The sequence below is a fragment of the Limnobacter litoralis genome (assembly GCF_030160455.1).
GTDB lineage: Bacteria > Pseudomonadota > Gammaproteobacteria > Burkholderiales > Burkholderiaceae_B > Limnobacter > Limnobacter litoralis.
Genome location: NZ_BSOJ01000001.1, coordinates 52,328 through 78,501 on the forward strand (window position 1 = coordinate 52,328; position 26,174 = coordinate 78,501).

Below are 26,174 nucleotides of genomic sequence, written 5' to 3' on the forward strand. Positions count from 1 at the left end.
CCAGGAAGTTGAAACATCGCGCAATAGATTCCGCTGGCGAATCAGGGTGCCCCAAGCGGTCTCCAAAAGGCATTACAATTTTGGCATGAAATCCGATTCAGTTTCCGACTCCAAAGAATTTAGTTTGTCAGGGCAGTTCCTGATTGCCATGCCGAACATGCTCGACCCCAATTTTGCGGGTTCACTGGTCTATTTGTGTGAGCATTCCAGCAAGGGCGCCATGGGGTTGATCGTCAACAAGCCCACCGACATGGGCATTGATGAATTGCTGGACCGGATTGATCTGAAAGTGACCACCGACATGTCTGGCTGCATGCCTGTCATGGCGGGCGGCCCCGTGTCGGCAGAACGTGGATTTGTGCTGCACACCAATGACCGGGTCTGGAATTCATCACTCGTGATCAATGACCGGATCGCGCTGACCACTTCACTGGATATTCTGGAGGCGGTGGCCGATGGCAAAGCACCCCAGCGCTGGTTGATTACATTGGGATACGCGGGCTGGAGTGAAGGTCAATTGGAGCAGGAGCTTGCGGCCAATGCCTGGATGACCGTGGCCGCCGATGAACACATTCTGTTTGACATGCCCTTGCCAGAGCGATTTGCAGGGGCCTATCACTTGCTGGGCATCGACCCCCTGATGTTGTCGGGGGCGGCCGGACATGCCTAGCATGAAACACATGCCCAATCCGACCCTGTTTTTGGCATTCGACTTTGGTTTGAAACGCGTGGGTGTGGCTTTTGGCAATAGCTTGACCAAAACCGCGCGTGGCGTGGCCGTGGTGGAAGCCGACGACGACGCTGCCCGATTTTCAAAAATCGAGGCGCTGATTCGCGAATGGCAGCCCGAGGCCCTGGTGGTGGGCGTGCCGCGCAACGTGGACGGCACACCCAATGACCTGACGCCGAGATGCGAGCGTTTTGCGCGGCAGCTTCAGGGGCGCTTTGAATTGCCTTGCAGCACAGTGGATGAACGCTACACCAGTGCCGTGGTGGAAAGTTGCATGGGCGGCAAAGCGGCCCGAGACAGCAAAGGCAAAGTGGACATGGGCAGTGCCTGCCTGATACTTGAGCAGTTTTTTCTGGAGGGGCGATGAACTTGCCAAACCCTGAGGTGTTGTATGCCCGCCTGCGCGACCAGATCGCCAAAGCGTTTCCCGACCGGTCTGAGCTGGGTTTGATTGGCGTACACAGCGGCGGCGCCTGGATCGCTGAGCGTTTGCACCGGGACCTGAATTTCACCCTGCCTTGCGGCTTTCTGGACAGCGCCTTTTATCGGGATGACTTCTCCGAGCGGGGTCTGAAACAAGACCCCAAACCCGCCGAAGTGCCATTTGATGTCAACGGCAGGCAAATCCTCCTCGTTGACGATGTGTTGTACACAGGTCGCACCACCCGCGCGATCGTGAATCATCTGTTTGATTTTGGCAGACCCTCAAAAATAGAATTGGCCGTGTTGCTGGATCGGGGTGGCAGAGAACTGCCCATCGATGCGCAATACGTTGGCAAGCACGAGCCTTTGAACCCCAATCAGGCTTTTGTGCTGACACTGGATGATCAAGGGGCTTTTCAGCTGGGTCTGGAGGAAAACTGAGTGCACAACCCGCAAATCAATTCAGCCGGAGAGCTGATTCACCTGCTCAGCGTGGAGGGCCTGCCCAAGGCCATGATTCACCGAATTCTGGACACGGCAGAGTCTTTTCTGTCGGTGACTGACCGAGAGGTTAAACAAGTCCCCCTGCTGCGTGGCAAGTCCGTCTTCAACGTCTTTTTTGAAAACTCAACCCGCACGCGTACCACTTTTGAGATTGCCGCAAAACGCCTGTCGGCCGATGTGGTCAACCTGAACATTGGTGCGTCGTCCACCAGCAAAGGCGAGTCGCTGCTGGACACCATCGACAACCTGGCGGCCATGTCGGCGGACATGTTCGTGGTGCGTCACTCCGAGAGTGGAGCGGCCACTTTTCTGGCCCAGCATCTGAATCGCACCCGCGACGGTGCTGTGCATGTCATCAATGCCGGCGATGGCCGACATTCGCACCCCACGCAGGGTTTGCTGGACATGTACACCATCCGCCACTACAAAAAGGATTTCACCAAGCTGCGCGTGGCCATTGTGGGCGACATTTTGCACAGCCGTGTGGCACGGTCCGACATTCACGCGCTGACCACCTTGGGGTGTCCCGAAGTGCGCGCTGTGGGCCCCAGTACCTTGCTGCCCAGTCATCTGGAAGGCATGGGGGTCAAGGTGTTTCATGACCTGCGCGAAGGGTTGGCCGATGTGGACGTGATCATGGGATTGCGCCTTCAGAAAGAGCGCATGAAAGGCGCCCTGATTCCCTCTGCGCAAGAGTATTTCAAGCACTATGGCCTGACCGAAGACAAGTTGAAATACGCCAAGCCGGATGCAATTGTGATGCACCCTGGGCCGATGAACCGTGGCGTTGAAATTGATTCTGTGGTGGCCGATGGCCCGCAAAGTGTGATTTTGAGCCAGGTGACCTTTGGTATCGCAGTGCGAATGGCGGTGATGAGCATATTGGCATCCAGCAAGGGTGTGAACGGTTAACGGGGCAGGTAATAGCGATGCGTGTATTGATCAAGAATGGACGGGTCATTGACCCAGCCTGCGAAACAGACGGACTGATGGATGTGGCCATTGCCGCAGGGCGCATTGTGTCGGTCAGCCCGGCCGGTGAAATGCCCGATGGATTTGACGCTGCGCGTGAAATTGACGCCACTGGCCTGTGGGTGTTGCCGGGTTTGGTGGACTTGTCGGCGCGCCTGCGTGAGCCAGGCTATGAATACCGCGCCACACTGGAAAGCGAAATTGAAGCGGCCATGGCAGGCGGGGTCACCTCACTGTGTTGCCCGCCCGACACCGACCCGGTGCTGGACGAGCCAGGTCTGATTGAGATGTTGAAATTCAAGGCCCAGCAATTGAATTTAACGAAAGTGTATCCGCTGGGTGCCTTGACACGCGGACTGGCAGGCCAGGAACTGACGGAAATGGCCGAGCTGACCGAGGCAGGCTGTGTGGGGTTTTCTCAGGCCGAGCAGCCCATTGAAGATGCCCGTGTGTTGCTGCGCGCCATGCAATACGCACGCAGCTTCAACCTGACGGTTTTTTTGCGTCCCAACGAGCCGAATTTAAGCCGTGGGGGTGTGGCCCACGCTGGTGCCTACGCGTCCCGAATGGGCCTAAGTGGCGTTCCGGTGATGGCAGAAACCATTGCCCTGCAAATGTATTTTGAGATGATGCGCTCCACCGGTGCCCGCGTGCACATTTGCCGAATCAGTTCTGCCAAGGGTGTCGAGCTGATTCGCCAGGCCAAGGCTGAGGGGCTGCCCATTACCTGCGATGTGGGTGTGCATCACGTTCATTTGACTGACATCGACATTGGTTACTTCGACCCCAACGCCCACTTGGTGCCGCCTCTGCGCGAGCAGCGCGACCGCGATGCCATTCGTCAGGGCTTGCTGGACGGCACGATTGACGCCATTTGTTCAGACCACACCCCCGTGGACGATGACTTCAAGCTGTTGCCATTTGCGGAAAGCGAAGCGGGTGCCACCGGCCTGGAGCTGTTGTTGGCCTTGACCCTGAAGTGGGCCAATGGGGCGGGTGTGCCTGCGCACCGTGTGGTGCAGTGGCTGAGTCTGAACCCGGCACAAATCATCAAAGCACAGGCAGGTGCCTTGCGCGTGGGTATGGCGGCAGACCTGTGCCTGTTTGACCCGAATCACGACTGGGTGGTGGGTCCTCAAACCTTGATCAGCCAGGGCAAGCACACGCCTTTCAATGGTTTTCCGATGATGGGCAAGGTAAAGGCCGCCATGGTGAACGGGCATCTGGGTTACGACGACTTGTCAGTCAAGCCAAGCCGAGCCGCTGCCTGACCATGCGCGTGCTGTTGATGAAATTGCGTCTGCTGGCGCACCTGCTGTACGGCCTTTGGATCGCCGCTGTGCTGTGGCCCTTGTTGGGCGATGCTCGGCGGGAGACCATTGAGAAAAAATGGGCTCGCAAGCTGCTTCACATCCTGAATGTGGAGGTAGACGTTGAGTTTGAGGTGCCCGAAGCCGACTTCTCCAAAGACGGCCCCATGCTGTTGTTCAGCAACCATGTGTCGTGGCTGGATATTTTTGCGATCAATGCCCATTACCCGGTGACGTTCATTGCCAAATCTGAAATAGCATCCTGGCCAGTGATTGGGCTGTTTGCCCGACGCAGTGGCGCGCTGTTCATTGAACGTGGCAAGCGCACCGCCGTGCGTGACGTGATCGAGGCTGCGGTGGGTGTGCTTAAAACAGGCCGGTGTGTCGCGGTGTTTCCGGAGGGCACCACGGGTTATGGCGAAACCCCTTTGCCATTTCACAGCAATTTCGTGCAACCTGCCATACAGGCGGATGTGCCCGTGCTGCCCGTTAGCTTGCAGTATTTTTTGCCCGATGGGCGATTTACGCCCGAGCCCGCATTTGTGGGTGAACAAACCATGGTTGAAAACCTGAAGGTTTTGTTCAACAGTCAGACGGGTTATCGAGTGAAGCTGTATTTTCACAAGCCGGTGGTGCCGGCCCACGGTGTAAGCCGCCGCGATTTAAGTGACGCCGTTCGCAAAGAAATTGCGGCACGCTGTGAGCAGCGCGCTAGAAAGGCTGCTGCCTGATCGTTCCGGCGGGGCTGCATATTCAGTACTCACAGTGAGCCCTACCTCGGTAATGGAACATAGACTTTGCCTTCTCTTTTGGCTTTCGCTTCCCGTTCACGTTCTTGCTGATCCAACTCTGCAGGGGTTTGAACCCAAGGTGTGGCGATGCCGAGGGTGACCATGTATTGTTGACGACCAAACAGATCTTTAGATCCGAAACAGGAGAAGGCAACGATGATTTGGTATTTGTGTTCAGCCTGCCAGTAAGTAGAAACCGGGAGGCAAGCTTTGTATCGCTCCATCAAGTCGTTGGACCGGTCCAACGCTGGAAATTCCTTGGGATTAGTTAGAAACCAGCCATTGCTTTTCCACTGGGTCTGAAGGTTGTCAATCAGATCCAGCGATTCATCCAGTGTCGTGGTGTGCATGGTTGGTGATATTTGGATATTGTCGACCTTTTTGTCGTCATACATGATCATGAAGAACTTGGACTTGGGCGTTCTAAAAGTATAGCGTCCATCGTCAAATACCAAAGCAGAGTATTGTTTTGGTGTTGTGTCGTATACGCTGTCATAGATTGCGGGAACAATCGTTGCGGTAGAGTTTTTTCTCATTTCCTCCCAAGATTCACCAATGTAAAGTTTGATTACGGGTGTGGGCTGAAGTGCCATGTTGATTTTGAAGGCTACTATGCCGAGGCCAAAGATGAATAATCCGATGGTTTTTGAATGTTTTCTTGCAAAAATAACTGTTTGCTCAATTAAGGTGCTCATCTGACCAGTCGAACGTAGGGTTTGCCTTCACGCTTGGCTTTTTCTTCGTTTTTTCGTTCAATCTGATCGAATTCCTCGTCAGACATAATCCAAGGCTTTCCAACACTCATCGAGATCAGGTATCGCTTTTCATGCTTCCAGTTGTTGTCGTCATATCCCCCGACAGAAATTGCGACCTGATATTTGTCTGCAGCCTGCCAGTAAGTACTTGCCCCATTTCGGGCATGTAGGATCTTGTCGCGCCAATATTGATTGTCTTCAAAAGCTGGGTTTTCTTTCGGTAATACAAGAAACCACCCATTTTCCTTAAGTTGATTTTCAATATCGACAATGATTTTCAGTATGTCATCGATTGGCAGTAAATCCATTTGAGGTGAAATTCGGATACTGTGAACTTTCTTTTTTTCATTAAAGAGAACAACAAAGAACTTGGCTTTCGGTGTGTGAAAATGGAACTTTTTATCGTCAAAAAATAATTGTGAAGGATATTCTGGAGATTCGTAACCGACTAACATATCGGCAGGATTTTTAATAAATGCTGTAGAATTTTCTTGCATTTCATCCCACGGCTCTCCGATGTAAAGTTCGATCACAGGTGTCGGTTGAAGTGCTTTCCTATAAATAAAAATCAATGTACACAGAATTAATATGGTCAATATCGGTCTATTCTTGAGCTTTTTTGATCGACCTTGGAAAAGTGATCTCACTGTATATTTCCCCCGCCTTGGGAAATCTCAAAAATAGATTTTCCGAGCATTTCTGCCATTTTGCTGTGCAGGATTTGGTTGAATCTTACGGCAGCTCTGTTAACAAATTCCATTCTCTGTGTTGGGTCGCTAAGGTCTGCCGCAACCTTGTTGCTGAAACGTTCAGTACGATCATCGTCCAGAGGTTGGCATTGATTGCTAAATGTTAATTGGATGGCTTCTGTGTAGTGTTTGAAAAAGCCAGTTACAAAAGTAGCTTGATTTGCCCGTAACAGAGATTGCATGGTGAAATTGTTATAAATAACTTTTTGTAGGATGTTAATTTGTTCATGCGTTGCCAGAAAAAGTACACCTTTTTGTATTTCGCCTGAGTCAATCGCAGTAAATCCATCAATCACCTCCGATTTCGCTTCTCCGAAGCGCAGTATCTCTTGGCTAATCGGCCACATCACCGGGAACTTCGGATTGCCGTAAATCCCTGGTCGTCTCTTAAGGCACTGTTTCATCTGATCCAGCCCCCGCTTCTTGTAAAACAGGTGCAGTGGGTAGATGTCCAGAAACAGGGTGGTGTTGCCCAGCGCCAGCATGTTGTACATGTAGGCCGACGAGCTCATCACCGCCGCATCAAATCCAATTTGGGAGGCGGTCATCTCTCTGTTTATAAGCCAGTTGGGGAGGGTGTTCCTCACTTCGATGTCTCTTTTGGATTCATCAATCAGCTGATTGGCGTGCAACAGGCCACAACCCACCTGCTTGGAAGCAAATGCCGCCAGCCCCGCCCATTGAAAGCGGTGGTCCTCCAGCCACAATTTGGCGTACGCCATGTTGATCTGACGGTTGCGCTCTTTCGGGTCTGAAATTAAAACACCCCCGGGCGCGACGATGTCTTCGGCCATTTGTTGATAGATTCGCCAAAGGCAGTCGCAGGTTAAAACAGGGGCTTCGACCACGGTTTGCCAGTGCCCGGGGCTGGTCTCTTTGCGTATGCACTGGCAGTCCTCAATGGGGCGGGTGGGTTGGTGTAAACCCATGGGGTCGGTGGAATGCGGGGTGAATATCTTTTTCAAGGTAGGGGCTTTTGCAGACAAATGCTTTGACCATACAAAAGTTCAAACCAGGGTGACAAATTCTTGTTGGGGTCACTACTTCAGATTGCCCGTTCGCAGGGGCAATTCTGGGCTTGTGTTAGCGTCCGTGGGTTTAATTCTTCATTTCAAGGTGAATTTTCATGCCCAACATGATTCGACAAGGCGACAGCACCAGCCACGGTGGCACTGTGCTTGAGGGTTTTTCCGCGTATTTGATTGATGGTCGGGCTGCGGCAGGTTTGGGTCACATGGTGGCTTGCCCGCAATGCAAGGGTACTTTTCCCATCGCGCAGGGCAACCCGGCGCACACCTACAACAATACCCCTTTGGCTTACCACGGCATGGTCACGGCCTGTGGTGCAACATTGTTGTCCAGTCAAGGCTTCATGACCCACACGTCGCCAACGGGTTCCATGGCCAAAATGGCGGAATCGCAATACCCGCATTACCCGCTGAAGCAGCATCCGGAAAGTCGGGAAGTTCAATTTGTGGTGAGGCACCACGTCACCAAAGAGCCCTTGGCGAACGTGCCTTACAAAATCAGGTTTGGCGACGGGCGGGTGGAGCATGGCACCACCGACAGCAAAGGCTTGACTGCCAAATACCCAGCCGAACGGGCGCGCGACGCCGAGCTTGAATTGCCAGGCAAGGCGTCGGTTTAGTGCTTGCTTTGCGTTTACTCTGACTCGCTGGTGTTCTCAAAATTGGGCACGAAAAACCGGTCTTTCAAAAGGCTCAGACCCAAGGTGTCCAACATGTCGTGCAATTGGCGCGCGGCCTTGCGGTTGCCGCGCTGGTGCTTTTTCGCGATGATCAGCTCATTTTTCATGGAATGTTCCCAACCCACCAGCTCGGTTACAGTGACCCGATAGCCGTGTGCTTCAAGTTGCAGGCAACGCAGCACATTGGTCAATTGACTGCCAAATTCGCGGGTGTGAATGGGGTGTCGCCACAACTCGACCAGCGGGGTTTTGCCCAACATCAGGCTTTTGGTTTCGCGCAGTTTGCTGGCAACCTCGGCCTGGCAGCAGGGCACCAGGGCCATGTACCTGGCTTGCTTTTTCAAGCCGAATGCGATGGCGTCGTCGGTGGCTGTGTTGCAGGCGTGCAGTGCCGTTACGATGTCAACCGTTTCAGGCAAATCGGGGTGTTCGGTGGCTTGTGCCACGGGCAGGTTGATGAATTGCATGCCCGCTGCAAAGCCCAAGTGTTCGGCCAGCGTCTGTGATTTGTCGGTGAGGTCTTGCCGGGTTTCAACCCCGGCCACCACGGCACCCTGCGGGTTTTGTTTGATGTAGAGGTCGTAAAGAATGAAACCCAGATACGATTTGCCCGCGCCATGGTCTACCAGATACAAACCGCCGTTGTTGGCTGCACGGGCTTGCTCAATCAGTGGCTCAATGAACTGGGTGAGGTGGTAAACCTGTTTCAGCTTGCGTCGGCTGTCCTGGTTCAGGGCCCCGTCGCGCGTCAGAATATGCAGGGCCTTCAACAGTTCAATCGATTGGCCAGGCTTGATTTCTGGATGTGCAGCGGGCGCTGCCTTTTTGGTGGCCTTGCTCATGCGGGCACCTGGGTCAGTTCAAGCGTATCGAGCTGCAAGGCAGTCAAATGACCACCCCACACGCAGCCAGTGTCCAAGCAATAGCCAGCGGAGTTTTGCACTTTATTCAGCGTAGACCAGTGCCCGAACAGGATCAGGTCTTCACCCCGTTCACCCGGATATTCAAACCAGGGATGCAAGCCCTCCGGAGCCACTGCCGGGTCTTCTTTGTACTTGAAATCGATTTTTCCGTCGGCGTACAGCATGCGAAGCCGAGTGCAAACATTCACGATGACGCGCAGACGATCAAATCCGGTCAGGCTGAAGTCCCAGTATTCCGGCTTGTTGCCGTACAGTTCAGCCATGAAGGATTTCCAGTCGGGGCCAGCCAACACCGCCTGCACTTCATCGGAAAAAGCCAAGGCGTTGTCGAACGACCACTGCGGCAATATGCCCGCGTGCACCATCAGGCCGCGCTGCCCGGTGGGCAAAACGGCGGGTAATTCAAGGGCGAGGGGTTGGGCGCGTAGCCAGTCAATCAACACGTCGGCGTCGGGTGCCTGCACAATTTCTTCGATGGTGTCACTTTTGTGGCTTTTGCCACTGCCGCACCACAGCGCCAACAAATGCAAGTCGTGATTGCCCAACACCACCCGCGCCTGGTCGCCAAGCGAATGGATGAATCGCAGGGTTTCCAACGATTTGGGGCCCCGATTGACCAGATCGCCCGCAAACCAAAGGGTGTCGTTTGTGGGGTTGAAGTGGATTTTGTCCAGAAGGGCAAGCAAGGGGTCCAAGCAACCTTGTACGTCTCCGATTGCGTAGTGGGTCATGACTGAATACTGTAAGAACGATTGAGGTATTATGCCCTTTTAAACAGACTACTTGCGGTTTTCAAGAGCGCCTTCCCATGACTATTTCCCCTTCCATTTTCAAAGCCTACGACATTCGCGGCATTGTCGATTCAACCCTGACTGAACAAGCCTGTTACCAGGTTGGGCGCGCGCTAGGTGGCTTGGCCAAAACCCGGGGTGTCAAAGAGGCCGTGGTGGGGCGCGACGGGCGATTGTCGGGGCCGCGTTTGTGCAAGGCGCTGGCCGATGGTTTCATGGATGCCGGTCTGGATGTGGTGGACATTGGCATGGTGGCCACGCCGCTGGTGTACTTTGCCACATACCTGCTTGGAAACGGCACGGGCGTACAAGTGACCGGCAGCCACAACCCGCCTGAATACAATGGTCTGAAAATGATGGTGGCCGGTGAAACGTTGTATGGCGACACCATTCAAGGCCTGTACAAGTGGATTGCAGACAAAAACCCGCAGCCCGACGACGAATGCCAGGTGGCGCGTGGCAGTTACAGACAACTGGATGTGTGGACTGAATACCTGAAAGAAATCACCGACGACGTCAAGTTGGCCCGACCCATGAAAATTGCCGTGGACTGTGGCAACGGCGTGGCCGGTGCTTTCGCCAAGACCTTGTACGAAGCCTTGGGTTGTGAAGTGATTGAGCTTTTTTGTGAGGTGGACGGCAATTTTCCGAATCATCACCCGGACCCTGCCCACCCTGAAAACCTGCAGGATCTGATTCAATGCCTGAAGACCACTGACGCTGAAATTGGTTTGGCGTTTGACGGCGACGGCGACCGCCTGGGTGTGGTCACCAAAGATGGCCAGATTATTTACCCGGACCGGCAGCTGATTCTGTTCGCGCGTGATGTACTGTCGCGAAACCCCGGTGAAACCATTATTTATGACGTGAAGTGCACACGCCACGTGGCCAAGGCGGTGCAGGCCGCAGGGGGCGTGCCGATGATGTGGAAAACCGGCCATTCACTGGTGAAAGCCAAACTGCGCGAGACAGGTGCACCACTGGCGGGCGAAATGAGTGGTCACATCTTCTTCAAAGAGCGGTGGTTCGGTTTTGACGACGGCTTGTACGCTGGTGTGCGACTGCTTGAAATTTTGTCGAAGTCGGACAATCCATCGCAAGTGTTGAATGGCCTGCCGAATTCTTCCAGCACGCCTGAACTGCAGTTGAAGACGGCCGAAGGTGAGAATTTCGAATTGATCAAACGCCTGCAGGCAGAGGGGCAGTTCCCCACGTCTGAACAGGTGGTGACCATCGACGGCGTGCGTGCTGAATACGCAGATGGTTTTGGGTTGGCCAGGCCTTCCAACACCACGCCGGTGGTGGTGATGCGTTTCGAAGCAGACAACCCGGAGGCGCTGGCGCGTATTCAGGGTGAGTTCAAATCGGCCATCCTGAAGCTGGCACCCACTGTTAACCTGCCTTTTTAAGGGGAAGGTAATATGACCCAGCCTGATCGCATGCCGGTGATGTTCGTCGGCCATGGCAACCCCATGAATGCCATCGAACACAATGCCTTCAGTGCGCAATGGGCTGAGTTGGGTCGAACACTGCCGAAGCCAAAAGCGATCGTGTGCCTGTCAGCCCATTGGGAAACCGAGGGGTTGAGGGTCACGTCCTCGGCACAGCCGGAAACCATTCATGACTTCTATGGCTTTCCGAAAGCCCTGTTTGATGTGCAGTACCGTGCGCCGGGCGACCCTGCACTGGCGCGTGAAATTGTCGACTTGCTGAAACCGACGCAAGTGACAGAGGACGAACAGCGTGGGCTCGATCACGGCGTTTGGGGCGTGCTTGCGCCCATGTTTCCCGAAGCCGACATTCCAGTGGTGCAGCTCAGCCTGTGGCGGGGCAAGTCGGCCCGTTACCACTTCGAGCTGGGGCAACGACTGGCAACGCTTCGAAGGCAGGGCGTGCTGGTGGTAGCCAGTGGCAACATTGTGCACAACCTTCGAACCTTTGATTTTAACGCCACCGAGGCCACCCCTTGGGCCGCTGAGTTTGACGCCAAGGTGCAGTCTGCCTTGCTCAGCCGCGATTTTGATGCCTTGGTGGATTATCAGAGCCTTGGTCAGCAGGCCACATTGGCCATTCCGAGCGCCGAGCATTATCTGCCCTTTGTGTCGGCCCTCGGACTTGTTGAGCCCGAAGACCAGATTCGATTGTTTAACCCCAAGACTTTGAGTTCAATTTCAATGACCTCGTTTTTGGCAAGTTAGGGGTTGTTGTATTCCAGATGCACTGCGCATGATGCAAACCGAATGATTTTCGGAAAGCATTGGTTTGGATTTTAAAAGACATTAAAATCAGCGCACCATTTTAGTGCTTTCTGTTTGAGCAGCATCCATGAAATTCTATTTTTCCCGCATGAAACCGAAGGGGGAATGTCCTCCCCGCAAGCCCCTGAGCAAGATATTTTGGTCCTGGGTGGGCGCATTTTTGGGCATTTCCATGGTGATGTGGCTGGGCCAGCATCCTGGCATACTCTCTGTGCATGGCGTCTTTTTGATTGGTTCGTTTGGCGCGTCGGCTGTGCTCGTTTATGGTGCGCCCACAGCGGAATTTTCTCAGCCGCGAAATCTGGTTGGGGGCCATGTGTTCTCTGCATTGGTGGGTGTGGCTGTATACATGTGGCTGGGCAGTGAGAACATGCTGGCTGGTCCAATGGCCGTGTCACTGGCGATTGTGGCCATGCATTTGACCCGCACTTTGCATCCACCTGGTGGTGCCACCGCCCTGATTGCAATCATCGGCGGCGATTCCATTCACGCCATGGGCTTTTGGTACGCAATCACCCCAGCCATGTTGGGCGCGCTGATCATGTTGCTGGTGGCGCTGGTGGTGAACAATTTGTCGTCCAACCCTTTGCGCCATTACCCCGTTTACTGGCTGTAGTGTTAAAACTGAATTTTACGCAGTGCACCCGATGCCCGGCAGTGCCGACCCGCAGTGCTTGAACTGGTGGGTTTGGGGGCAACATGCGCCTTGAAGTACTGCAGGTCGTCGTTCAATTGTTTTCGATTGCCCTCCCCATTGAGCAATCGGGATCTGTCCATGTTGTACAGCGTGTCCAGCGTTGTAACAGACAGGCCTTCCATCACCGTAGATTCCTCAAACGCTCTGCGAAACAACGAGTCCTGAGAAGACACCAGATCAATTTTGATTGACTGTTCACCATCCTGATATTGCAGCACATGGGGCCGGTTTTGATCGGGCATGGACAGACCATATTTTTCCAGAATAGCGGGGTTGTGCAGTGGGGCAAGCTCCAGATGTGCTGCGCTGATGACCAGATCAATGTCATTGGGTTGGCGGAAAGGTTTTTGGGTATCGTCCATTTGGGCTGCGTGCAAGGCCTTTGCCGCACTGCCCGCCAGTACGATTCTGCCCTGTCCGAAAAGGGCGTGAAGCCCCTTGAACAGCTTGCTCAGATTGAGGCCACCCAACAGACCTGACAGGCGGTTGGCAATGCGTGGTGTATCCGGCGATTGAGTCAGAACCGGGCTTTCAAAGCGGGTGCTGGGAGAGCCGGTTTGAGGAGTGCTTGCGGGCGATTGAGGGCTGTTGACTGAGTTGAGCATCTTGGGAATGTGAGCGTCGAAACGTCTATGTACCCTTTACTCGTCAAACGTTCAGGGCTTGACGAAATTTCTCTGTCACCTTTGTGCAACACAACAAATTGGTTCTAAGTTTTTTACTCTAATTGGCTGGCAATAATCGAACGGTCGTGCGAAAACCCAGGCGTGGTGTGCGTTGCAGCATTGTTGAGGTTTTACTCTATTTCGTGTAGTTGGATGTAACTCGTGAGTTTCGAGGAAAGCCTCGAAAAATGGGCTTGAAAGCAAAATGAACCCGTTGCACTATGAGGGCTCACATCCCTCCTCTTTTGCTTCTGAGGTTTGCCCGACTAACCATGTCGGGCATTTTTTTTGCCCGTGCAAACCGGGTGTGTTTCGGTTACGATGCCGGCATGTCGACCTATTCCATCAAAGAAATGTTTTACACCCTGCAGGGCGAAGGTGCCCAGGCAGGGCGTGCGGCCGTGTTTTGCCGGTTTGCAGGTTGCAATTTGTGGTCTGGCCGTGAAGCCGACCGCGCCAGTGCGGTGTGCAAATTCTGCGACACGGATTTTGTCGGCACCGACGGTAAGGGCGGTGGAAAATTTGGCAGTGCAACAGCGTTGGCAGACGTCATTGCCACACGGTACCAAGGCAAGGGTGGAAAGCCCTATGTGGTGTTGACTGGTGGTGAGCCGACCCTGCAGGTGGATGCGCCGCTGATTGACGCCTTGCATGCACGTGGGTTTGAAATTGCCATTGAAACCAATGGCACTTTGCCTGTACCGCCCGGTGTTGACTGGATCTGCGTCAGCCCCAAGTTTGGAAGCGAGTTGGTTCAGCGCACGGGCAATGAACTGAAGGTGGTTGTTCCGCAGCTGGGGCAAAACCTGAAAGCCCTGGCGAGCTTGACCTTTGATCACTATTTTGTACAACCCATGGACACCGCAGACCCGGCTTTGCGTGCCCTCTATCTGAAAACGGCCATTGACGTTTGCCTTGAACAGCCCCAATGGCGGTTAAGCGTGCAAACCCACAAAGCCATTGGAATGCCATGAAAGTCTTTAAACAATTTACCTTTGATGTGGCGCACCAGTTGCCGGATTGGCCCGGGCTGCATGGCCACAGTTACACCGGCGAGGTGTGGTTCGAGGGGCCTGCCACGGATGGTTATGTGGTGCCTGAAAGTGTGCTGTCAGTCGAGGTGGAGGCCGTGCGCAAGCGTCTTGACCATTCCTTTCTCAACGAGTTCATTGAGTTGCCCACCTCGGAAAACATTGCACGCTGGATTTGGACCACCTTGCGCCCGAAAGGCAACCTGGTGAAGGTGCGGGTCTTTCGGGGGTCCATCGGGTTTGGTGTTGAGTACGATCTGGAAGACGCGCAACGCGAGGGTCTGGCCTAAGCCACGGCTGCGGTCATTTGAATTTCCACTTTCCAGTCCGGGTTTAGGAGGTCTGCAACCACGCAGGCCCGAACAGGTGCACAGCCTTCAGGCACCCAGGCGTCCCACAGTTCATTGAATTTCGCGATGTGCGCCCGGTCGGTGATGAAGATGGTGCAACTCAGTATTCGCGATTTACTGCTGCCGGCTTCTTTCAGGCGTGCTTCCAGCAAACCGAGTACGTTGAGGGTTTGCCCGGCAATGTCTGCCTTGGGGTCTTCAGGCACTTCACAAAGGTAAACAGTTTGATTGTGGGTCACCGTGTCGGACCAACGCTGAGTGGTGCCTGTTCGTTCAATGGGGCTGCTCATGACTTGTTGGTTGGGTTCAAAAGGCCAGTATAGCGTTGCCAAGCGGTGTTACGGGTAATCCTTGATACGGGTTTGACAAGGTGTTCGTCTGTCGGCCGCCATTCTTGAGTACAGTCATTGTTTCAGTGGTATTTAGCAAGGAGAGCGCCATGACACTCGATGTACTCAGTTATGCAACCCAATCGGCCTCCGATGATCTTGGGCCCTTTTACGTAAAGCGTCGTGATCAGCGCGACAGCGACGTGGTGATTGATATTCTGTACTGTGGCGTGTGTCACTCTGACCTGCATCAGGCCCGCAATGACTGGGGCAACAGCAAATACCCGATGGTGCCTGGGCATGAAATCGTGGGGCGGGTTGCGTCGGTGGGTTCAGCCGTGACGCGCTTCAAAGCCGGTGACATGGTGGGAGTGGGCTGTATGGTGGACTCGTGCCAGCACTGCTCAGCCTGCGCCAAAAGCCTTGAGCAATACTGTGAAAACAAGCACACCATGACCTACAACGACGTGGATCAACACGACCAGATGCCCACGTATGGCGGCTATTCTGAAAAAATTGTGGTGTCTGAAAAATTTGTACTTCGTATTCCAGACGGTTTGGACCCCAAAGGCGCGGCACCCTTGTTGTGTGCAGGCATTACCGTGTGGTCGCCGCTGCGCCACTGGAAGGTGGGGCAAGGCACCCGAGTGGCGGTGACTGGCCTGGGGGGTTTGGGTCACATGGCCATCAAACTGGCCAAAGGCCTTGGCGCCGAGGTGACCCTGTTTACCCGATCACCCGGCAAAGAGGCTGATGCAAAGCGTCTGGGCGCGGACAAAGTGGTGTTGTCCACCGACCCTGCGCAAATGAAGGCTGTGCGCGGCAAAATTGATTTGATCATCGACACGGTGCCCTACGCCCACGACCTGAACCCCTACTTGCCCACATTGGCCTTGAACGGCACTTTGGTGCTGGTGGGTTATCTGGGGCCAGTCGACCCAGTGGTCAATTCGGTGCCCCTGATTATGGGGCGTCGCTCAGTGGCGGGCTCTGTGATTGGCGGTATTGCCGAAACTCAGGAAATGCTCGATTTCTGTGGCAAGCACAACATCGTGTCTGACATTGAAATGCTGGACATTCAGCACATCAACCAAGCGTATGAGCGCATGCTGAAAAGCGACGTGAAGTACCGTTTTGTGATTGACATGGGCAGCCTGGAGAAAGACCGCAAATCAGCCTGAGGCTGATCTGCTTTACGCTTCGGTCGCTGGTTTGCCGGCGGCCAGGCGTTTTAAGCCGGCGGGGTTTGTCACGACGAGATGCCGCTGGTTGATTTCGATCAGGGCGTCGTTTTGCAGTTTTTTCAGTGTCCTGCTGACTGTTTCCAGTTTCAAACCCAGGTAACTGCCGATTTCCTCACGGGTCATGCGCAGGTTCATTTGGCTGGATGAAAATCCACGCGCCTTTTGCCGTTCACTGAGGTTGCTGAAAAAGGCGGCAAGTCGCTGTTCGGCGCGCATGCTGCCCAACAACAGCATGACATTCTGATCCTTGATGATCTCGCGACTCATGACCCTGTGAAAATGGGTTTGCAAGGGTCTGAACTGTTGCGAGAGGGTGTCCAGCTGTTCATAGGGAATGACGCACACTTCCGAGTCTTCCAGTGCCACGGCGTCGCACATGTGCAGGTTGTTGCCAATGCCATCGAGCCCCAGAATTTCGCCAGTCATCTGGAATTCGGTGACTTGATCCGTGCCTTCTTCGGTGTTGATTCGGGTTTTGAACGTGCCAGACCTGACCGCATACAGCGATTTGAATGCATCACCCGAGTGAAACAGCGACTCACCTTTGGCAACCCGGGTGCGGGCGCTGACCAGGGTGTCAAGCTGCTCTAGTTCGTGGTCTGTCAAACCGACCGGCATGCAGAGTTCTTTGAGGTTGCAGTTCGAGCAACTCTGGCGAAGCTGCTGCAGCAGAAGCGGATCTTCTGATTTCTGAAGCATGTTCTCTGGCCGGTGGATGAGATATCAAAGTGTCTCGGGGACTATCTTATGCGCAATTGGATGATTGATCTGTTGCGAAAGAATAAATTTAGCGGCGTCTTCTGCAGGCATGGGCCGGGCAAGGCCAAATCCTTGAAGTTGCAAAATTCCTTCGTCAATCAGAAAATCGCGCTGTGCGTCGGTTTCTACGCCTTCTGCCACCACACCCAGCCCCATGGCATTGGCCATGGCCAGTACGGTTCTCGAGATGATGACGTTGTCTTGGTTGTCTGGCAGGTCGGCCACAAAAGAGCGGTCGAGTTTGATGGTTTGCACCGGCATTTTTTGAAGCAAAGACAGCGATGAATAGCCGGTTCCAAAGTCGTCAATGGACAATTCAACGCCGAGTGTGTGAAGTCTGTTCAGGTCTTCATGAATGGATTCTTCATGCTGCATCAGCACCGTCTCTGTCAGTTCCAGTTCCAGCAGGTGAGCGGCAATTCGGGTCTCTTTCAGGATAGACCGAATGGTGTCCGAAAGCCGGCCACTCATCAATTGAATGCCTGACACGTTGACCGACACGGCTATGGGCTCTTCAAGCTGGGCATTCAGCGCAGCAAGCCATTCACAGGCTTTTCGCAGTACCTGTTCACCCAGTGGCACAATCAGACCGGTTTCTTCGGCCAGGGGAATGAACTGCACCGGTGGCACCAGGTTGCCGTCGCGCCCGCGCATTCGCGCCAGTGCTTCGACAGCCATGACTCGGCCCTTGGCGTTGAATCGCGGTTGGTAGTGCAATTCGATGCGGTCCTCATTCAAGGCGTCGTGCAGGTCATTTTCCAGTTTGACCTTGATTTGCAGGTGGTCGCTCATGTCCTGCCGGAAGGTTCGGACCGTGTTCTTGCCGGATTGCTTGGCCTGGTACATTGCAATGTCTGCGTGCTTGAGCAGGCTTTCAACGTCTTTGCTGTCGTCCGGAAAGAGCGACACACCCACTGAGGCGCCCACATAAACGCGGTTCTCACCGAGGATGAAAGGCTGTTGACTGATGGCATCCACCACTTTCTTGCCCACATTGAAGGCGATGTCGCGATCGGCGATGAAGGGCAGGGTGATGACGAATTCGTCGCCAGACAGACGGGCCACGATGTCGGATTTGCGAACGACTGACGTGAGTCGGTTGGCCACGGCGACCAGCAGGTCATCGCCGCAGTCGTGACCCAGTGTGTCGTTGACGGTTTTGAATCCGTCGAGGTCGATGAACAGCAGCCCCATCCGGAAGTCCAGAACCTGATCTTCGGCCATCAGTTCAGCCAGTGTTTGCGACAGGGCCAATCGGTTGGGAAGACCGGTGAGCGAGTCGTGCGTGGCTTGGTGGTGCATCTTGCTTTCGTTTTGCTTGATGCTGTTGATGTCGGTGAAGAAGACGGACACCAGATCCTGACTGGGATAGGTTTTGACCTGATACCAGGTTTCGTCTTGCGGGTCTTGCCACTGGAACGAGGCGTGTTCGCCGTTGCCTTTGGACTCGTTGAGGTGTTTGAACAACGGTGTTTTTTTGAGGTGCGGCGCCCGGTCCCACAATTGGCGGCCCAGCAGCAAAGTGCTGTTTTTGCCCAGCAGCTCAGCACCTTTTTCGTTGATGTAGCTGATGTAGCCATTGAAATCGATGGCAAAGAAGGCGTCGTCCATCGATTCCAGGATGCTGTTGATCCGTTCTTCGCTTTTGATGAGGGCTTCTTCGATGTGCAGTTTGCTGGCTTTGCCGATCAGCAGCAGTTCGTTGCCATTGCTGGCCACGGTCCAGTCAAAGTAGACAATCCGGTTTTGTGTGTTGCGAAGCCTGAACGAACCCTCGACGGTGTCGGTGTGAAAGCGGATCTGGTTGAGCAGTCGTTTGAACTGACCGATGTCGGTGCGAAACACGATGTTGATGGCGTCTACACCGGCGAGGTCTTCCTGCTCTTGTCCAAGAAAGCGTGCCAATGAGCGGCTGACCTTGATGATTCGACCGTTGGTGTCCACTTGTAACAGCACACTGCGCGGCAGTGGGTCTTCGGGGTTGTCCGGGTCGGGCACTTCCAGCACGGCGGCCTCGGGAGGCGCCTGTATGCCGTATTCATACAGCACGCCGAAGCCGTTTTGAATCCACATTTTCAGCTGATGCCACTGGCCGTTGATGCACAGGTCCACCAGCCAGCCCTGATGATGACGCAGGGCGATGGCCAGTTCGTCGCAGACGTCCTTTCCATAACGGCGAATCAACAACTGTTCGGTGTTGGCAAAACCGATTTCCTGGCGAAATTTCTTGCTGGCGGCCAGCAATGAAAGTCGACCGCCCACCAGACCAATCAGTGCATAACGCTGGTTTTTACTTTCAAGCAGTTCGGCAACGATGGGGTCGCTCAGGGTTCGGTTCAGGCTCATACTTCAAACCGCTCCAACCGTCGATCCAGCTCTTTGATGACATCGCGGGATCGGGTAACCGTGTTGATTCCATTGCTCATGACCGAGAACACCTGGTCTGTGCGGGCTTGCATACGCTCCAGGATGCCCAGTACTTCCCAGCCTTTGCGCTGGTTGGCGTGGCCGCTTTCTACCCACTGGTGGGTGGCACGGTCGACAGACACCGACTGGTTTTCAATGGCGCTAAGGCCGGTCTTGAATGAATCCATGCGTGTCATGAACTGCTGTGTGCGCTCGGCCAGGTGGCCCAAGGCTGAGTTCAGACTTTGCAGGGTGCGGGTTTGCACTTCACCTTCGTGCTCATCGTGGGCGAGGTCTTCAACAAGGCGGTTGCAGTCGAAGGCCTGTTTGTTGATTTTGTTGAGTTGCTCAACGGACTGATTCAGCTCATTGATCAGGTCAAAGCAGTCGTCGGTCATTTTTTTGGACAATTCGGCCGTGTTTTGGCCCAGTCGGGTCTGCTTGCCCAAATGGCTCACAAATTCGCGCAGGGTGTTGGCTGCTGCATTGTTTTCATCTTGCTGACGCACGTGATCGTGACCGAGAGGTTCGGTCAGTTGGGCCATTTCCTGAATGTCGGATTTCAACATTTGAAAACCAGCCACAACGAAGGTCATGTTTTCGGCGTATTCGTTGAAGGTTTTGGCCAGGTCTGAAATTTCGCCTTTGCTGTTGGCTGCGATGGGTGTCGCAAAGTTGACCTTGCCTTTGTTGTGCAGGCGGCTGAGAATCAGCACGCTTTCATCGGCCAACGCAGCATGCACCGCCAGGCGACGCGCCAGTGGAATCATCAGGGCTGTGGCCAGCCCCAGCATGATTGCACTGGACAAGACGGGCGAGAGCAGGGTGTGTTCTGTCAGTGCGATGAAAACGAACTGGAAAAGCAGGGTGCTTGCACCCATGAGGACGATGGGCAGAGGGTTTCGGTACATCAGCAATACGCCCAGCAACACCAGCGGTGTTTCCAGTGAGAAGGGGGCGTAGTGACTGGTTTGCATGTTCAGCACGCTTGCGCCGGCAAACACCAGGGCTTGAATCACCATGCTTGAGTTGGTGCCGCCACGCAGTGCTGTCCAGCCCAGCGAGACGGCAGCGAGCGCCACCGCGATGCCCAAAATGGCCAAATAATGCGGGTTTGGAAAGGCCAGTGCCAGGCCTGCTGCGAGCGTCAGACCCGCCACTGCGGCGCACAGCTTGTCTGCATTGCGGCGGATGGCCTGCAGGGATGTTCTTTCTAGGGCACGGTTGGCATGCATGCGGCGTTCTCTTTGGGTGTATTTGTTCACTACAACCCACAGATTACTCGCCCGGATGGGCCGCTAATCGCCCGAAAAGAAACGTTTTTTAACGTTAGAACCGCTCTTCTGGCTGGAGAAGACGCCATTCACCCACGGGTAGATCCCCCAGCATGATTCGGCCAATGCGAACCCGTTTCAACCCGATAACCCGTAGACCCACCATTTCGCACATTCTGCGGATCTGGCGCTTTTTGCCCTCAGTCAGCACGAAGCGCAGCTGATCTTCGTTTTGCCAGCTGACTTTGGCCGGTTTCAAGGCCTCGCCGTCCATGCTCAGGCCGTGGCGAAGCAGTTCAAGCCCGCGATCGCCCAGTTCACCTTCGACACGAACCAGATATTCCTTTTCGACGGTGGAGTGGGTGTCGATCAGTTGTTTGGCAATTCGACCGTCTTGAGTCAGCACCAGCAGGCCGGTTGAATCGATGTCAAGCCGCCCGGCGGGCGCGAGCCCCTTGAGCATGGCGGGTTGAAAGGGAGTGCTGGTTCGGCGGTCGAACTGGTTTTCAAGTGACAGGCATTCCATGGCGGCTTTGTAGCGCCCCTCGGGTTGACCTGACACCACGCCAATCGGCTTGTGATACAGAATGGTGACCTGTTTGCCAAGCGTGTTTTTGGCTTTGGCATCCAGCTCGATTTTTGCCGTGGGCAATACTTTGGTGCCCAGTTCAGACACCACCTTGCCATCCACGCGCACCCAGCCCTTTTCGATCAGAAAATCCGCTTCACGGCGTGAACACAGACCGATGGCCGCCATGATTTTGCTGAGCCGTTGTGGCTCCGTGGGGTCCATCATGTCGATGGTGCTGGTGCCACTGACGCGGCTGCGGCGGGGCCTTACGCCTGTGGGGGCGGCGGGTCGGTCTGTGATGCGTTTCAGGGCGGGTTTGCCGACCGGTTTGGTGCCTGCTTTGGCGCGTGTGGAGGCGGGCTTCGCAGCCGGGGCTGGACTTCTGGCGGTGCGGTTGCTGGGTCTAGGGCCTGGGCCGCGGCCGCCTGCGGGTTTGTTCATGGGGGTGTTCTTTGAAAGAGGGGTACAAGTGCAAGTGCTTTGCCGCATTGTATGTGATTCAAGCGTTTGGCACAAAGTCTGCTTGCACAAAGGCACTTGTCTTAGTGCACCGTGTTGGTGCGTTGCGAATGTCATGACAGCTTCCCAGAAGATCTTCAAGGTACGTCGGCATTACAACCGTTGGGTTGCCGATCAGACCATGGAAGACTACGCCTTGCGATTTACCGCGCGCAAGGGGCGACACATGTCCATCGAGATGGTGGGTAAAACGGCCTTGGGTGCCACTGCATTTCTGGCTCTCGAGGGAATTGCTGCTGCGGTCACCATGAACGATGGCTTTGTCAACACAATTGTGGCCATGTTGACGGTGTGTCTGGTGTTCTTTGTGACCGGCTTTCCGATTGCCTACTACTCGGCCCGTTATGGGCTGGACATTGATTTGCTGACCCGTGGTGCCGGTTTTGGTTATTTGGGGTCGACCATTACCTCGCTGATTTATGCGTCGTTTACCTTTATTTTTTTTGCCATTGAGGCCGCCATTCTGGCCTCGGCGTTGAAGGCTCTGTTTGGAATTCCCCTGCCTGTGGCGTACTTCCTGTGTGCTGTGGCGGTCATACCGATTGTGACTCACGGCATTGGGGCAATCAGCAAGTTTCAGTCTGGCACGCAGGGGCTGTGGGTGCTGCTGCAGTGTGCGGCGCTCTTCGTGGTGGGGTGGCATGAGTGGGCCAGAGTTCCAGACTGGATGGCGTACGCCCCTGAGCCGCAGGCGGCGCATTTTAATGTGTTGTTGTTTGGCTCAGCGGCCTCCGTCCTGTTTGCCATGGTGGCGCAAATTGGCGAGCAAGTGGATTATTTGCGCTTTCTGCCAGAACGAACCCGTGAAAATCACCGCAAGTGGTGGTTTTGGCTGGTATTAACCGGGCCGGGGTGGGTTTTCGTGGGTCTCATTAAAATGGGGCTCGGGTCGTTTCTGGCCTATCTGGCCCTCACTGAGGGTGCCTCTGCAGCGGTTGCGGGTGACCCCACTTACATGTACCAGCGCGTGTTCGCCTACCTCACCCACTCGCCTGCGCTGTCGCTGGTTTTGGCGGGGCTGATGGTGATTGTGTCGCAAATGAAAATCAACGTCACCAATGCCTACGCCGGTTCGATTGCATGGTCCAATTTCTTTTCGCGTGTAACCCACAGTCACCCGGGGCGAGTCGTTTGGCTGGTGTTCAATGTGACCATCTCGCTGATCTTGATGGAACTGGGCATCTATCGCGCTCTGGAGGCCATTTTGGGCATATTTGCCATTGTGGCAGTCAGTTGGTTGGGCTCTTTGTCGGCTGATTTATTGATCAACAAACCCCTGGGGCTGAGCCCGTCTTTTGTCGAGTTCAAACGGGCTCATTTGTACGACATCAACCCCGTGGGTGTGGGTTCGATGTTGTTGGCTACGGCCGCTGGCTTGTTGTGCTATTTGGGTGTTTTCGGTCCGGTGCTGGCCACTTTGTCTCACTTTGTCAGTCTTGGCGTGTGTTTTGTGAGTGTGCCTGCGATTGCCTGCTTGACGCGAAGCCGCTTTTATCTGGCCCGTCAGTCCCTGGAGTTGATTCCGATCGTTGAAGAAAGGCGTCAAGCGGGTGACCAATATGTGCGTTACAAGCCGACGGTCAGCCTGACCTGCGTGATTTGTGACAATGCATTTGAGCGCGAGGACATGGCGTACTGCCCTGCCTATGAAAGTCCGATTTGCTCCCTGTGTTGTTCGCTTGATGTGAGGTGCCTGGACAACTGCAAGCCCAAGGCGCGCTTGTCGGATCAGGTGATTGCCTTCCTTCATCTTTTTTTGAGTCCCCGGTGGGTCAAGCGGGTGAATTCACGATTGGGGCGTTTTGCGGCTTTGTGGGCACTGCTTGGACTGTTGAATGCGGCTGTGTTGTCGCTGGTTTTTCGACAGTTGCATCCGGTCAACCCGAGTGAACACAGTTTGCTGACCCAAGCCATTTACATGGTCTATTTTATTTTGTTGATTGTGTCGGGTGTGGTGGCTTGGCTGTTCATCCTGGCCCACGAAAGCAGGCTGGTGGCTCAGACTGAATCGAATCGACAAACCCGCAAGCTGGTTCGTGAAATCGAGGCGCATCAGGCCACTGACGCAGCACTGCAAGAGGCCAAGGAGTTGGCTGAACGTGCGAACGAGGCCAAAAGTCGTTATCTCAGTGGCATTAGTCACGAATTAAGAACACCCTTGCAATCCATCATTGGTTACGCAGAATTGCTGCAGCAGGGGGTGGCCACGACCTTGCCGGGTGGGCGTCGGGCTGACGCGTTGGCCATTATTCAGAGAAGCGGTCTCTATCTGGCAGACCTGATTGAGGGTTTGCTGGACATTTCCAAAATTGAGGCAGGGCGACTCGCTCTGAACAGGAATCGGGTCCGTTTGCCTGAGCTGATTGAGCAGATGAGCGACATGTTTCGGGTGCAGGCGGCTGAAAAGGGCATTGAATTTGAATGCTGGGTGCAAGACCCTTTGCCGTCGGTTGTTACCACGGATGAAAAGCGACTGCGGCAGATTTTGATCAATCTGCTTTCCAACGCGGTGAAGTACACTCAACTCGGAAAGGTGTGGTTTGTCGTGAAGTACAGAAATCAGGTGGCTGAGTTTCTGATTGATGACACGGGCCCCGGCATTGATGCTGCAGACATGGATCGTATTTTTCAACCCTTTGAACGGGTTCGCAGCGTTGCAACCGCCAATTTGCCGGGCACGGGCCTGGGCCTGACGATTGTCCGATTGCTGTGCGACATCATGGGCGCAGACCTGAAGGTGAGCAGCGAGCCTGGCAAAGGAAGCCGCTTTGCCGTCAGCATGATGTTGCCTTGGGTGAATAATCCGGCCCCACAGGTGGACACTGGCACTGCGGTAATTGGATACGCCGGTGATCGAAAAACGGTACTGCTGGTTGACGATGACCCCATGCTTCGTGGCTTTTTGAGTGATCTGCTGGTGCCCTTGGGGTTTCAAGTGCTGGAAGCCCCTGATGGCGCTGCCGCGCTCGCGATGCTGGAATTCTCGACACCAGATCTATATCTGCTGGATGTGGCCATGCCCGTGATGGATGGTTTGACCTTGGCCAGGGCCCTGCGTGAGCGTGGTGTTGTGGCACCCATACTGATGTTGTCTGCCGATGTGCAGGAACAGCACCGGGACCCGGCCGCAAAGCAGGCCTACAACGACTACCTCATCAAGCCGGTCAGTGTGGCCAAGTTGCTTGAGAAAATGGGCGCGGCCCTGAATCTGAACTGGATCCATCAGGACGACTGCGCGTCTGCCACTCAGCCCGCGTGTCTGGCGCAAAAGCCAGCCCTGTCCCGAATTGCCCCCTGCGACGCCCTTGATGATTTGAAAAGCAGCTGTGAGATTGGCTATCTGCGCGGGGTCAGGAGTGCCTTGGACAGACTGGCCGCGGATGAAGCCGTGGATCAGGGTACTTTGAGACATCTGGATGAGTTGTGCCGAAACTTGCAGTTCAAAGTGTTGGCTGAATGCCTGGAAACCTTGACGACATGAACAATACGATTGAGCAGCGACGCGATGTGGTGCTGGTGGTGGATGATTCACCGGACGCCCTGAGTTTGATCAACGACACTCTGGAAGCGGCAGGCATGGATGTGCTGGTTGCCCTTGAGGGCAGGCAAGCACTGACCATCATGCGTCGAATTCGTCCGGATCTTGTGTTGATGGATGCGGTCATGCCCAATATGGATGGCTTTGAGACCTGCAAAGCCATCAAGGCGGACAGCAAGTTGGCCGCTGTGCCAGTCATTTTCATGACCGGTCTGAATGAGATCGGCGATGTGGTCAAGGGGCTTGAGTCTGGTGGTGTGGATTATCTGGTGAAGCCCGTGCGCCCCGGAGAGCTGTTGGCAAGAATGAAGGTGCACTTGAGCAATGCAAGGTTGACTCACAGTGCCCAGTCTGCACTGGACCACGCAGGGCAACATCTCTCCATGTTTAACGCGCTGGGGCATTTGCAATGGGCCACGCCCCTGGCTTATGCCCTGCTGGAAGAGGCTGGCGCCTCCAGTGCGTGGCAAATGCAGACATTGGCCCCCAAGTTGCGCGCTTGGCTTGCGCCGGGGCCCGCCCTCCACAGCGAACTGCGAATCGATGGGCCTGTCAAGGGGTTGTTGATGCGTTTTCAAGGCTTGTCAGAAAGTGGACAGGCGTTGTTCAGGCTTTGTGAGGGCAATCGCCCCGACGAAGCAGGCTTGCTAAAACAGCGACTCGGTTTGACCGAACGCGAGTCTGAAGTTTTGAATTGGGTGGCCAACGGAAAAACCAACCGGGAGGTGGCGGAAATTCTGGGGATGAGCCCCCGCACGGTGAACAAGCACCTGGAGCAGGTATTTTCAAAACTGGGTGTTGAAAATCGGACAGCTGCGGCAGGCATCGCCTTGGCAACCCTTGCGAAGGCGATTGCTTGAGGGGTGGATTTCCGGGA

General features: G+C 54.7%; 26 protein-coding genes. 15 read left to right on the forward strand and 11 right to left on the reverse strand.

Annotated elements, in window-relative coordinates; all coding sequences use genetic code 11:
* Positions 1-85: 85 nt before the first annotated feature.
* The 6 genes from QQJ87_RS00245 to QQJ87_RS00270 are packed head-to-tail and all read left to right on the forward strand — an operon-like array spanning position 86 to position 4,670.
* Complete coding sequence (locus QQJ87_RS00245; protein WP_284279242.1) at positions 86-670, forward strand: YqgE/AlgH family protein; 585 nt, start codon at positions 86-88, stop codon at positions 668-670.
* A 1-nt stretch (position 671) separates the two neighbouring features.
* A complete protein-coding gene (gene ruvX / locus QQJ87_RS00250) occupies positions 672-1,097 on the forward strand; it encodes a Holliday junction resolvase RuvX (protein ID WP_348534564.1) in 426 nt (141 codons plus the stop codon).
* On the forward strand, positions 1,094-1,594 hold the full coding sequence (gene pyrR / locus QQJ87_RS00255; RefSeq protein ID WP_284279243.1) for a bifunctional pyr operon transcriptional regulator/uracil phosphoribosyltransferase PyrR: 501 nt from the start codon (positions 1,094-1,096) through the stop codon (positions 1,592-1,594). The genes ruvX and pyrR overlap by 4 nt, the downstream gene beginning before the upstream one ends.
* Complete coding sequence (locus QQJ87_RS00260; protein WP_284279244.1) at positions 1,595-2,569, forward strand: aspartate carbamoyltransferase catalytic subunit; 975 nt, start codon at positions 1,595-1,597, stop codon at positions 2,567-2,569.
* 17 nt (positions 2,570-2,586) lie between these two features.
* Entirely contained in the window at positions 2,587-3,900 is a 1,314-nt protein-coding gene (locus tag QQJ87_RS00265) for a dihydroorotase (protein WP_284279245.1), read from the forward strand.
* 2 nt (positions 3,901-3,902) lie between these two features.
* On the forward strand, positions 3,903-4,670 hold the full coding sequence (locus QQJ87_RS00270; protein ID WP_284279247.1) for a lysophospholipid acyltransferase family protein: 768 nt from the start codon (positions 3,903-3,905) through the stop codon (positions 4,668-4,670).
* A gap of 41 nt (positions 4,671-4,711) precedes the next feature.
* On the opposite strand, the gene QQJ87_RS00275 is transcribed toward QQJ87_RS00270, so the two are convergent.
* The 3 genes from QQJ87_RS00275 to QQJ87_RS00285 all read right to left on the reverse strand — a co-directional run bounded on the left by QQJ87_RS00275 (position 4,712) and on the right by QQJ87_RS00285 (position 7,220).
* Entirely contained in the window at positions 4,712-5,425 is a 714-nt protein-coding gene (locus tag QQJ87_RS00275) for a hypothetical protein (RefSeq protein ID WP_284279248.1), read from the reverse strand.
* Complete coding sequence (locus QQJ87_RS00280) at positions 5,422-6,018, reverse strand: hypothetical protein (RefSeq protein ID WP_284279250.1); 597 nt, start codon at positions 6,016-6,018, stop codon at positions 5,422-5,424. Before QQJ87_RS00280 ends, QQJ87_RS00275 begins: the two co-directional genes overlap by 4 nt.
* A 110-nt stretch (positions 6,019-6,128) precedes the next feature.
* Entirely contained in the window at positions 6,129-7,220 is a 1,092-nt protein-coding gene (locus QQJ87_RS00285; RefSeq protein ID WP_284279252.1) for a DUF2515 family protein, read from the reverse strand.
* 140 nt (positions 7,221-7,360) lie between these two features.
* Here QQJ87_RS00285 and QQJ87_RS00290 point away from each other — a divergent pair, with 140 nt between their 5' ends.
* Positions 7,361-7,882: a PAAR domain-containing protein gene (locus tag QQJ87_RS00290; protein WP_284279254.1), complete on the forward strand. Its 522-nt coding sequence runs from the start codon at positions 7,361-7,363 to the stop codon at positions 7,880-7,882.
* A 14-nt stretch (positions 7,883-7,896) separates the two neighbouring features.
* Here QQJ87_RS00290 and QQJ87_RS00295 read toward each other — a convergent pair whose 3' ends face one another.
* Together QQJ87_RS00295 and QQJ87_RS00300 are read right to left on the reverse strand one after the other, a co-directional pair.
* Entirely contained in the window at positions 7,897-8,784 is an 888-nt protein-coding gene (locus tag QQJ87_RS00295) for a class I SAM-dependent methyltransferase (RefSeq protein WP_284279256.1), read from the reverse strand.
* Positions 8,781-9,596 carry a symmetrical bis(5'-nucleosyl)-tetraphosphatase gene (locus tag QQJ87_RS00300; protein WP_284279258.1) on the reverse strand — a complete coding sequence of 272 codons (816 nt, stop codon included), beginning with the start codon at positions 9,594-9,596 and terminating at the stop codon, positions 8,781-8,783. The genes QQJ87_RS00295 and QQJ87_RS00300 overlap by 4 nt, the downstream gene beginning before the upstream one ends.
* Positions 9,597-9,673: 77 nt before the next feature.
* Between QQJ87_RS00300 and QQJ87_RS00305 the strand changes: the two genes are divergently transcribed.
* The 3 genes from QQJ87_RS00305 (at position 9,674) to QQJ87_RS00315 (ending at position 12,530) form a co-directional block, all read left to right on the forward strand.
* Entirely contained in the window at positions 9,674-11,065 is a 1,392-nt protein-coding gene (locus QQJ87_RS00305) for a phosphomannomutase/phosphoglucomutase (protein WP_284279260.1), read from the forward strand.
* 12 nt (positions 11,066-11,077) lie between these two features.
* Complete coding sequence (gene ygiD, locus QQJ87_RS00310; RefSeq protein WP_284279261.1) at positions 11,078-11,854, forward strand: 4,5-DOPA-extradiol-dioxygenase; 777 nt, start codon at positions 11,078-11,080, stop codon at positions 11,852-11,854.
* 127 nt (positions 11,855-11,981) lie between these two features.
* Positions 11,982-12,530, forward strand: coding sequence for an HPP family protein (locus QQJ87_RS00315; RefSeq protein ID WP_284279262.1), 549 nt, complete (start codon positions 11,982-11,984; stop codon positions 12,528-12,530).
* 2 nt (positions 12,531-12,532) lie between these two features.
* Here the strand turns inward: QQJ87_RS00315 and QQJ87_RS00320 are convergent, their stop codons facing one another.
* Positions 12,533-13,216 (reverse strand): hypothetical protein, encoded by a 684-nt coding sequence (locus tag QQJ87_RS00320; protein WP_284279264.1) that lies wholly within the window; start codon positions 13,214-13,216, stop codon positions 12,533-12,535.
* A gap of 389 nt (positions 13,217-13,605) precedes the next feature.
* Here QQJ87_RS00320 and queE point away from each other — a divergent pair, with 389 nt between their 5' ends.
* Positions 13,606-14,250, forward strand: a complete 645-nt coding sequence (gene queE / locus QQJ87_RS00325; RefSeq protein ID WP_284279308.1) for a 7-carboxy-7-deazaguanine synthase — start codon at positions 13,606-13,608, stop codon at positions 14,248-14,250.
* The gene (locus QQJ87_RS00330) at positions 14,247-14,597 is read left to right on the forward strand and encodes a 6-carboxytetrahydropterin synthase (RefSeq protein WP_284279266.1); all 351 of its coding nucleotides are present in this window, start codon (positions 14,247-14,249) and stop codon (positions 14,595-14,597) included. The genes queE and QQJ87_RS00330 overlap by 4 nt, the downstream gene beginning before the upstream one ends.
* Here the strand turns inward: QQJ87_RS00330 and QQJ87_RS00335 are convergent.
* On the reverse strand, positions 14,594-14,947 hold the full coding sequence (locus tag QQJ87_RS00335) for a RidA family protein (RefSeq protein WP_284279267.1): 354 nt from the start codon (positions 14,945-14,947) through the stop codon (positions 14,594-14,596). The two genes, QQJ87_RS00330 and QQJ87_RS00335, sit on opposite strands and share 4 nt — an antisense overlap.
* A gap of 149 nt (positions 14,948-15,096) precedes the next feature.
* On the opposite strand from QQJ87_RS00335, the gene QQJ87_RS00340 reads away from it, so the two are divergent.
* Positions 15,097-16,167 carry an NAD(P)-dependent alcohol dehydrogenase gene (locus QQJ87_RS00340; RefSeq protein WP_284279268.1) on the forward strand — a complete coding sequence of 357 codons (1,071 nt, stop codon included), beginning with the start codon at positions 15,097-15,099 and terminating at the stop codon, positions 16,165-16,167.
* A 12-nt stretch (positions 16,168-16,179) separates the two neighbouring features.
* Here QQJ87_RS00340 and fnr read toward each other — a convergent pair whose 3' ends face one another.
* The 4 genes from fnr to QQJ87_RS00360 all read right to left on the reverse strand — a co-directional run bounded on the left by fnr (position 16,180) and on the right by QQJ87_RS00360 (position 21,462).
* Complete coding sequence (fnr, locus tag QQJ87_RS00345) at positions 16,180-16,929, reverse strand: fumarate/nitrate reduction transcriptional regulator Fnr (RefSeq protein ID WP_284279269.1); 750 nt, start codon at positions 16,927-16,929, stop codon at positions 16,180-16,182.
* A 24-nt stretch (positions 16,930-16,953) separates the two neighbouring features.
* Positions 16,954-19,335 (reverse strand): putative bifunctional diguanylate cyclase/phosphodiesterase, encoded by a 2,382-nt coding sequence (locus QQJ87_RS00350; RefSeq protein WP_284279270.1) that lies wholly within the window; start codon positions 19,333-19,335, stop codon positions 16,954-16,956.
* The gene (locus QQJ87_RS00355) at positions 19,332-20,630 is read right to left on the reverse strand and encodes an MFS transporter (RefSeq protein WP_284279271.1); all 1,299 of its coding nucleotides are present in this window, start codon (positions 20,628-20,630) and stop codon (positions 19,332-19,334) included. Before QQJ87_RS00355 ends, QQJ87_RS00350 begins: the two co-directional genes overlap by 4 nt.
* Before the next feature lie 94 nt (positions 20,631-20,724).
* The gene (locus QQJ87_RS00360; RefSeq protein ID WP_284279309.1) at positions 20,725-21,462 is read right to left on the reverse strand and encodes a pseudouridine synthase; all 738 of its coding nucleotides are present in this window, start codon (positions 21,460-21,462) and stop codon (positions 20,725-20,727) included.
* Between the two features lie 352 nt (positions 21,463-21,814).
* On the opposite strand from QQJ87_RS00360, the gene QQJ87_RS00365 reads away from it, so the two are divergent.
* Together QQJ87_RS00365 and QQJ87_RS00370 are read left to right on the forward strand one after the other, a co-directional pair.
* Entirely contained in the window at positions 21,815-25,240 is a 3,426-nt protein-coding gene (locus tag QQJ87_RS00365; protein WP_284279272.1) for a hybrid sensor histidine kinase/response regulator, read from the forward strand.
* Complete coding sequence (locus tag QQJ87_RS00370; RefSeq protein ID WP_284279273.1) at positions 25,237-26,157, forward strand: response regulator transcription factor; 921 nt, start codon at positions 25,237-25,239, stop codon at positions 26,155-26,157. The genes QQJ87_RS00365 and QQJ87_RS00370 overlap by 4 nt, the downstream gene beginning before the upstream one ends.
* The last annotated feature ends 17 nt before the right edge of the window (positions 26,158-26,174 follow it).

Excerpts from the sequence above, each read along its gene's own strand:
- QQJ87_RS00350 (WP_284279270.1), bottom strand. The coding sequence starts at position 19,335 with ATGAGCCTGAACCGAACCCTGAGCGACCCCATCGTTGCCGAACTGCTT.
- QQJ87_RS00295 (WP_284279256.1), bottom strand. The coding sequence starts at position 8,784 with ATGAGCAAGGCCACCAAAAAGGCAGCGCCCGCTGCACATCCAGAAATC.
- queE (WP_284279308.1), top strand. The coding sequence starts at position 13,606 with ATGTCGACCTATTCCATCAAAGAAATGTTTTACACCCTGCAGGGCGAA.
- QQJ87_RS00290 (WP_284279254.1), top strand. The coding sequence starts at position 7,361 with ATGCCCAACATGATTCGACAAGGCGACAGCACCAGCCACGGTGGCACT.
- QQJ87_RS00270 (WP_284279247.1), top strand. The coding sequence starts at position 3,903 with ATGCGCGTGCTGTTGATGAAATTGCGTCTGCTGGCGCACCTGCTGTAC.
- QQJ87_RS00355 (WP_284279271.1), bottom strand. The coding sequence starts at position 20,630 with ATGCATGCCAACCGTGCCCTAGAAAGAACATCCCTGCAGGCCATCCGC.
- QQJ87_RS00315 (WP_284279262.1), top strand. The coding sequence starts at position 11,982 with ATGAAATTCTATTTTTCCCGCATGAAACCGAAGGGGGAATGTCCTCCC.
- QQJ87_RS00265 (WP_284279245.1), top strand. The coding sequence starts at position 2,587 with ATGCGTGTATTGATCAAGAATGGACGGGTCATTGACCCAGCCTGCGAA.
- QQJ87_RS00275 (WP_284279248.1), bottom strand. The coding sequence starts at position 5,425 with ATGAGCACCTTAATTGAGCAAACAGTTATTTTTGCAAGAAAACATTCA.
- QQJ87_RS00305 (WP_284279260.1), top strand. The coding sequence starts at position 9,674 with ATGACTATTTCCCCTTCCATTTTCAAAGCCTACGACATTCGCGGCATT.
- QQJ87_RS00335 (WP_284279267.1), bottom strand. The coding sequence starts at position 14,947 with ATGAGCAGCCCCATTGAACGAACAGGCACCACTCAGCGTTGGTCCGAC.
- QQJ87_RS00330 (WP_284279266.1), top strand. The coding sequence starts at position 14,247 with ATGAAAGTCTTTAAACAATTTACCTTTGATGTGGCGCACCAGTTGCCG.
- ygiD (WP_284279261.1), top strand. The coding sequence starts at position 11,078 with ATGACCCAGCCTGATCGCATGCCGGTGATGTTCGTCGGCCATGGCAAC.
- QQJ87_RS00300 (WP_284279258.1), bottom strand. The coding sequence starts at position 9,596 with ATGACCCACTACGCAATCGGAGACGTACAAGGTTGCTTGGACCCCTTG.
- pyrR (WP_284279243.1), top strand. The coding sequence starts at position 1,094 with ATGAACTTGCCAAACCCTGAGGTGTTGTATGCCCGCCTGCGCGACCAG.
- QQJ87_RS00340 (WP_284279268.1), top strand. The coding sequence starts at position 15,097 with ATGACACTCGATGTACTCAGTTATGCAACCCAATCGGCCTCCGATGAT.
- QQJ87_RS00360 (WP_284279309.1), bottom strand. The coding sequence starts at position 21,462 with ATGGACCCCACGGAGCCACAACGGCTCAGCAAAATCATGGCGGCCATC.
- QQJ87_RS00365 (WP_284279272.1), top strand. The coding sequence starts at position 21,815 with ATGACAGCTTCCCAGAAGATCTTCAAGGTACGTCGGCATTACAACCGT.
- QQJ87_RS00320 (WP_284279264.1), bottom strand. The coding sequence starts at position 13,216 with ATGCTCAACTCAGTCAACAGCCCTCAATCGCCCGCAAGCACTCCTCAA.
- QQJ87_RS00245 (WP_284279242.1), top strand. The coding sequence starts at position 86 with ATGAAATCCGATTCAGTTTCCGACTCCAAAGAATTTAGTTTGTCAGGG.
- QQJ87_RS00370 (WP_284279273.1), top strand. The coding sequence starts at position 25,237 with ATGAACAATACGATTGAGCAGCGACGCGATGTGGTGCTGGTGGTGGAT.
- fnr (WP_284279269.1), bottom strand. The coding sequence starts at position 16,929 with ATGCTTCAGAAATCAGAAGATCCGCTTCTGCTGCAGCAGCTTCGCCAG.
- ruvX (WP_348534564.1), top strand. The coding sequence starts at position 672 with ATGAAACACATGCCCAATCCGACCCTGTTTTTGGCATTCGACTTTGGT.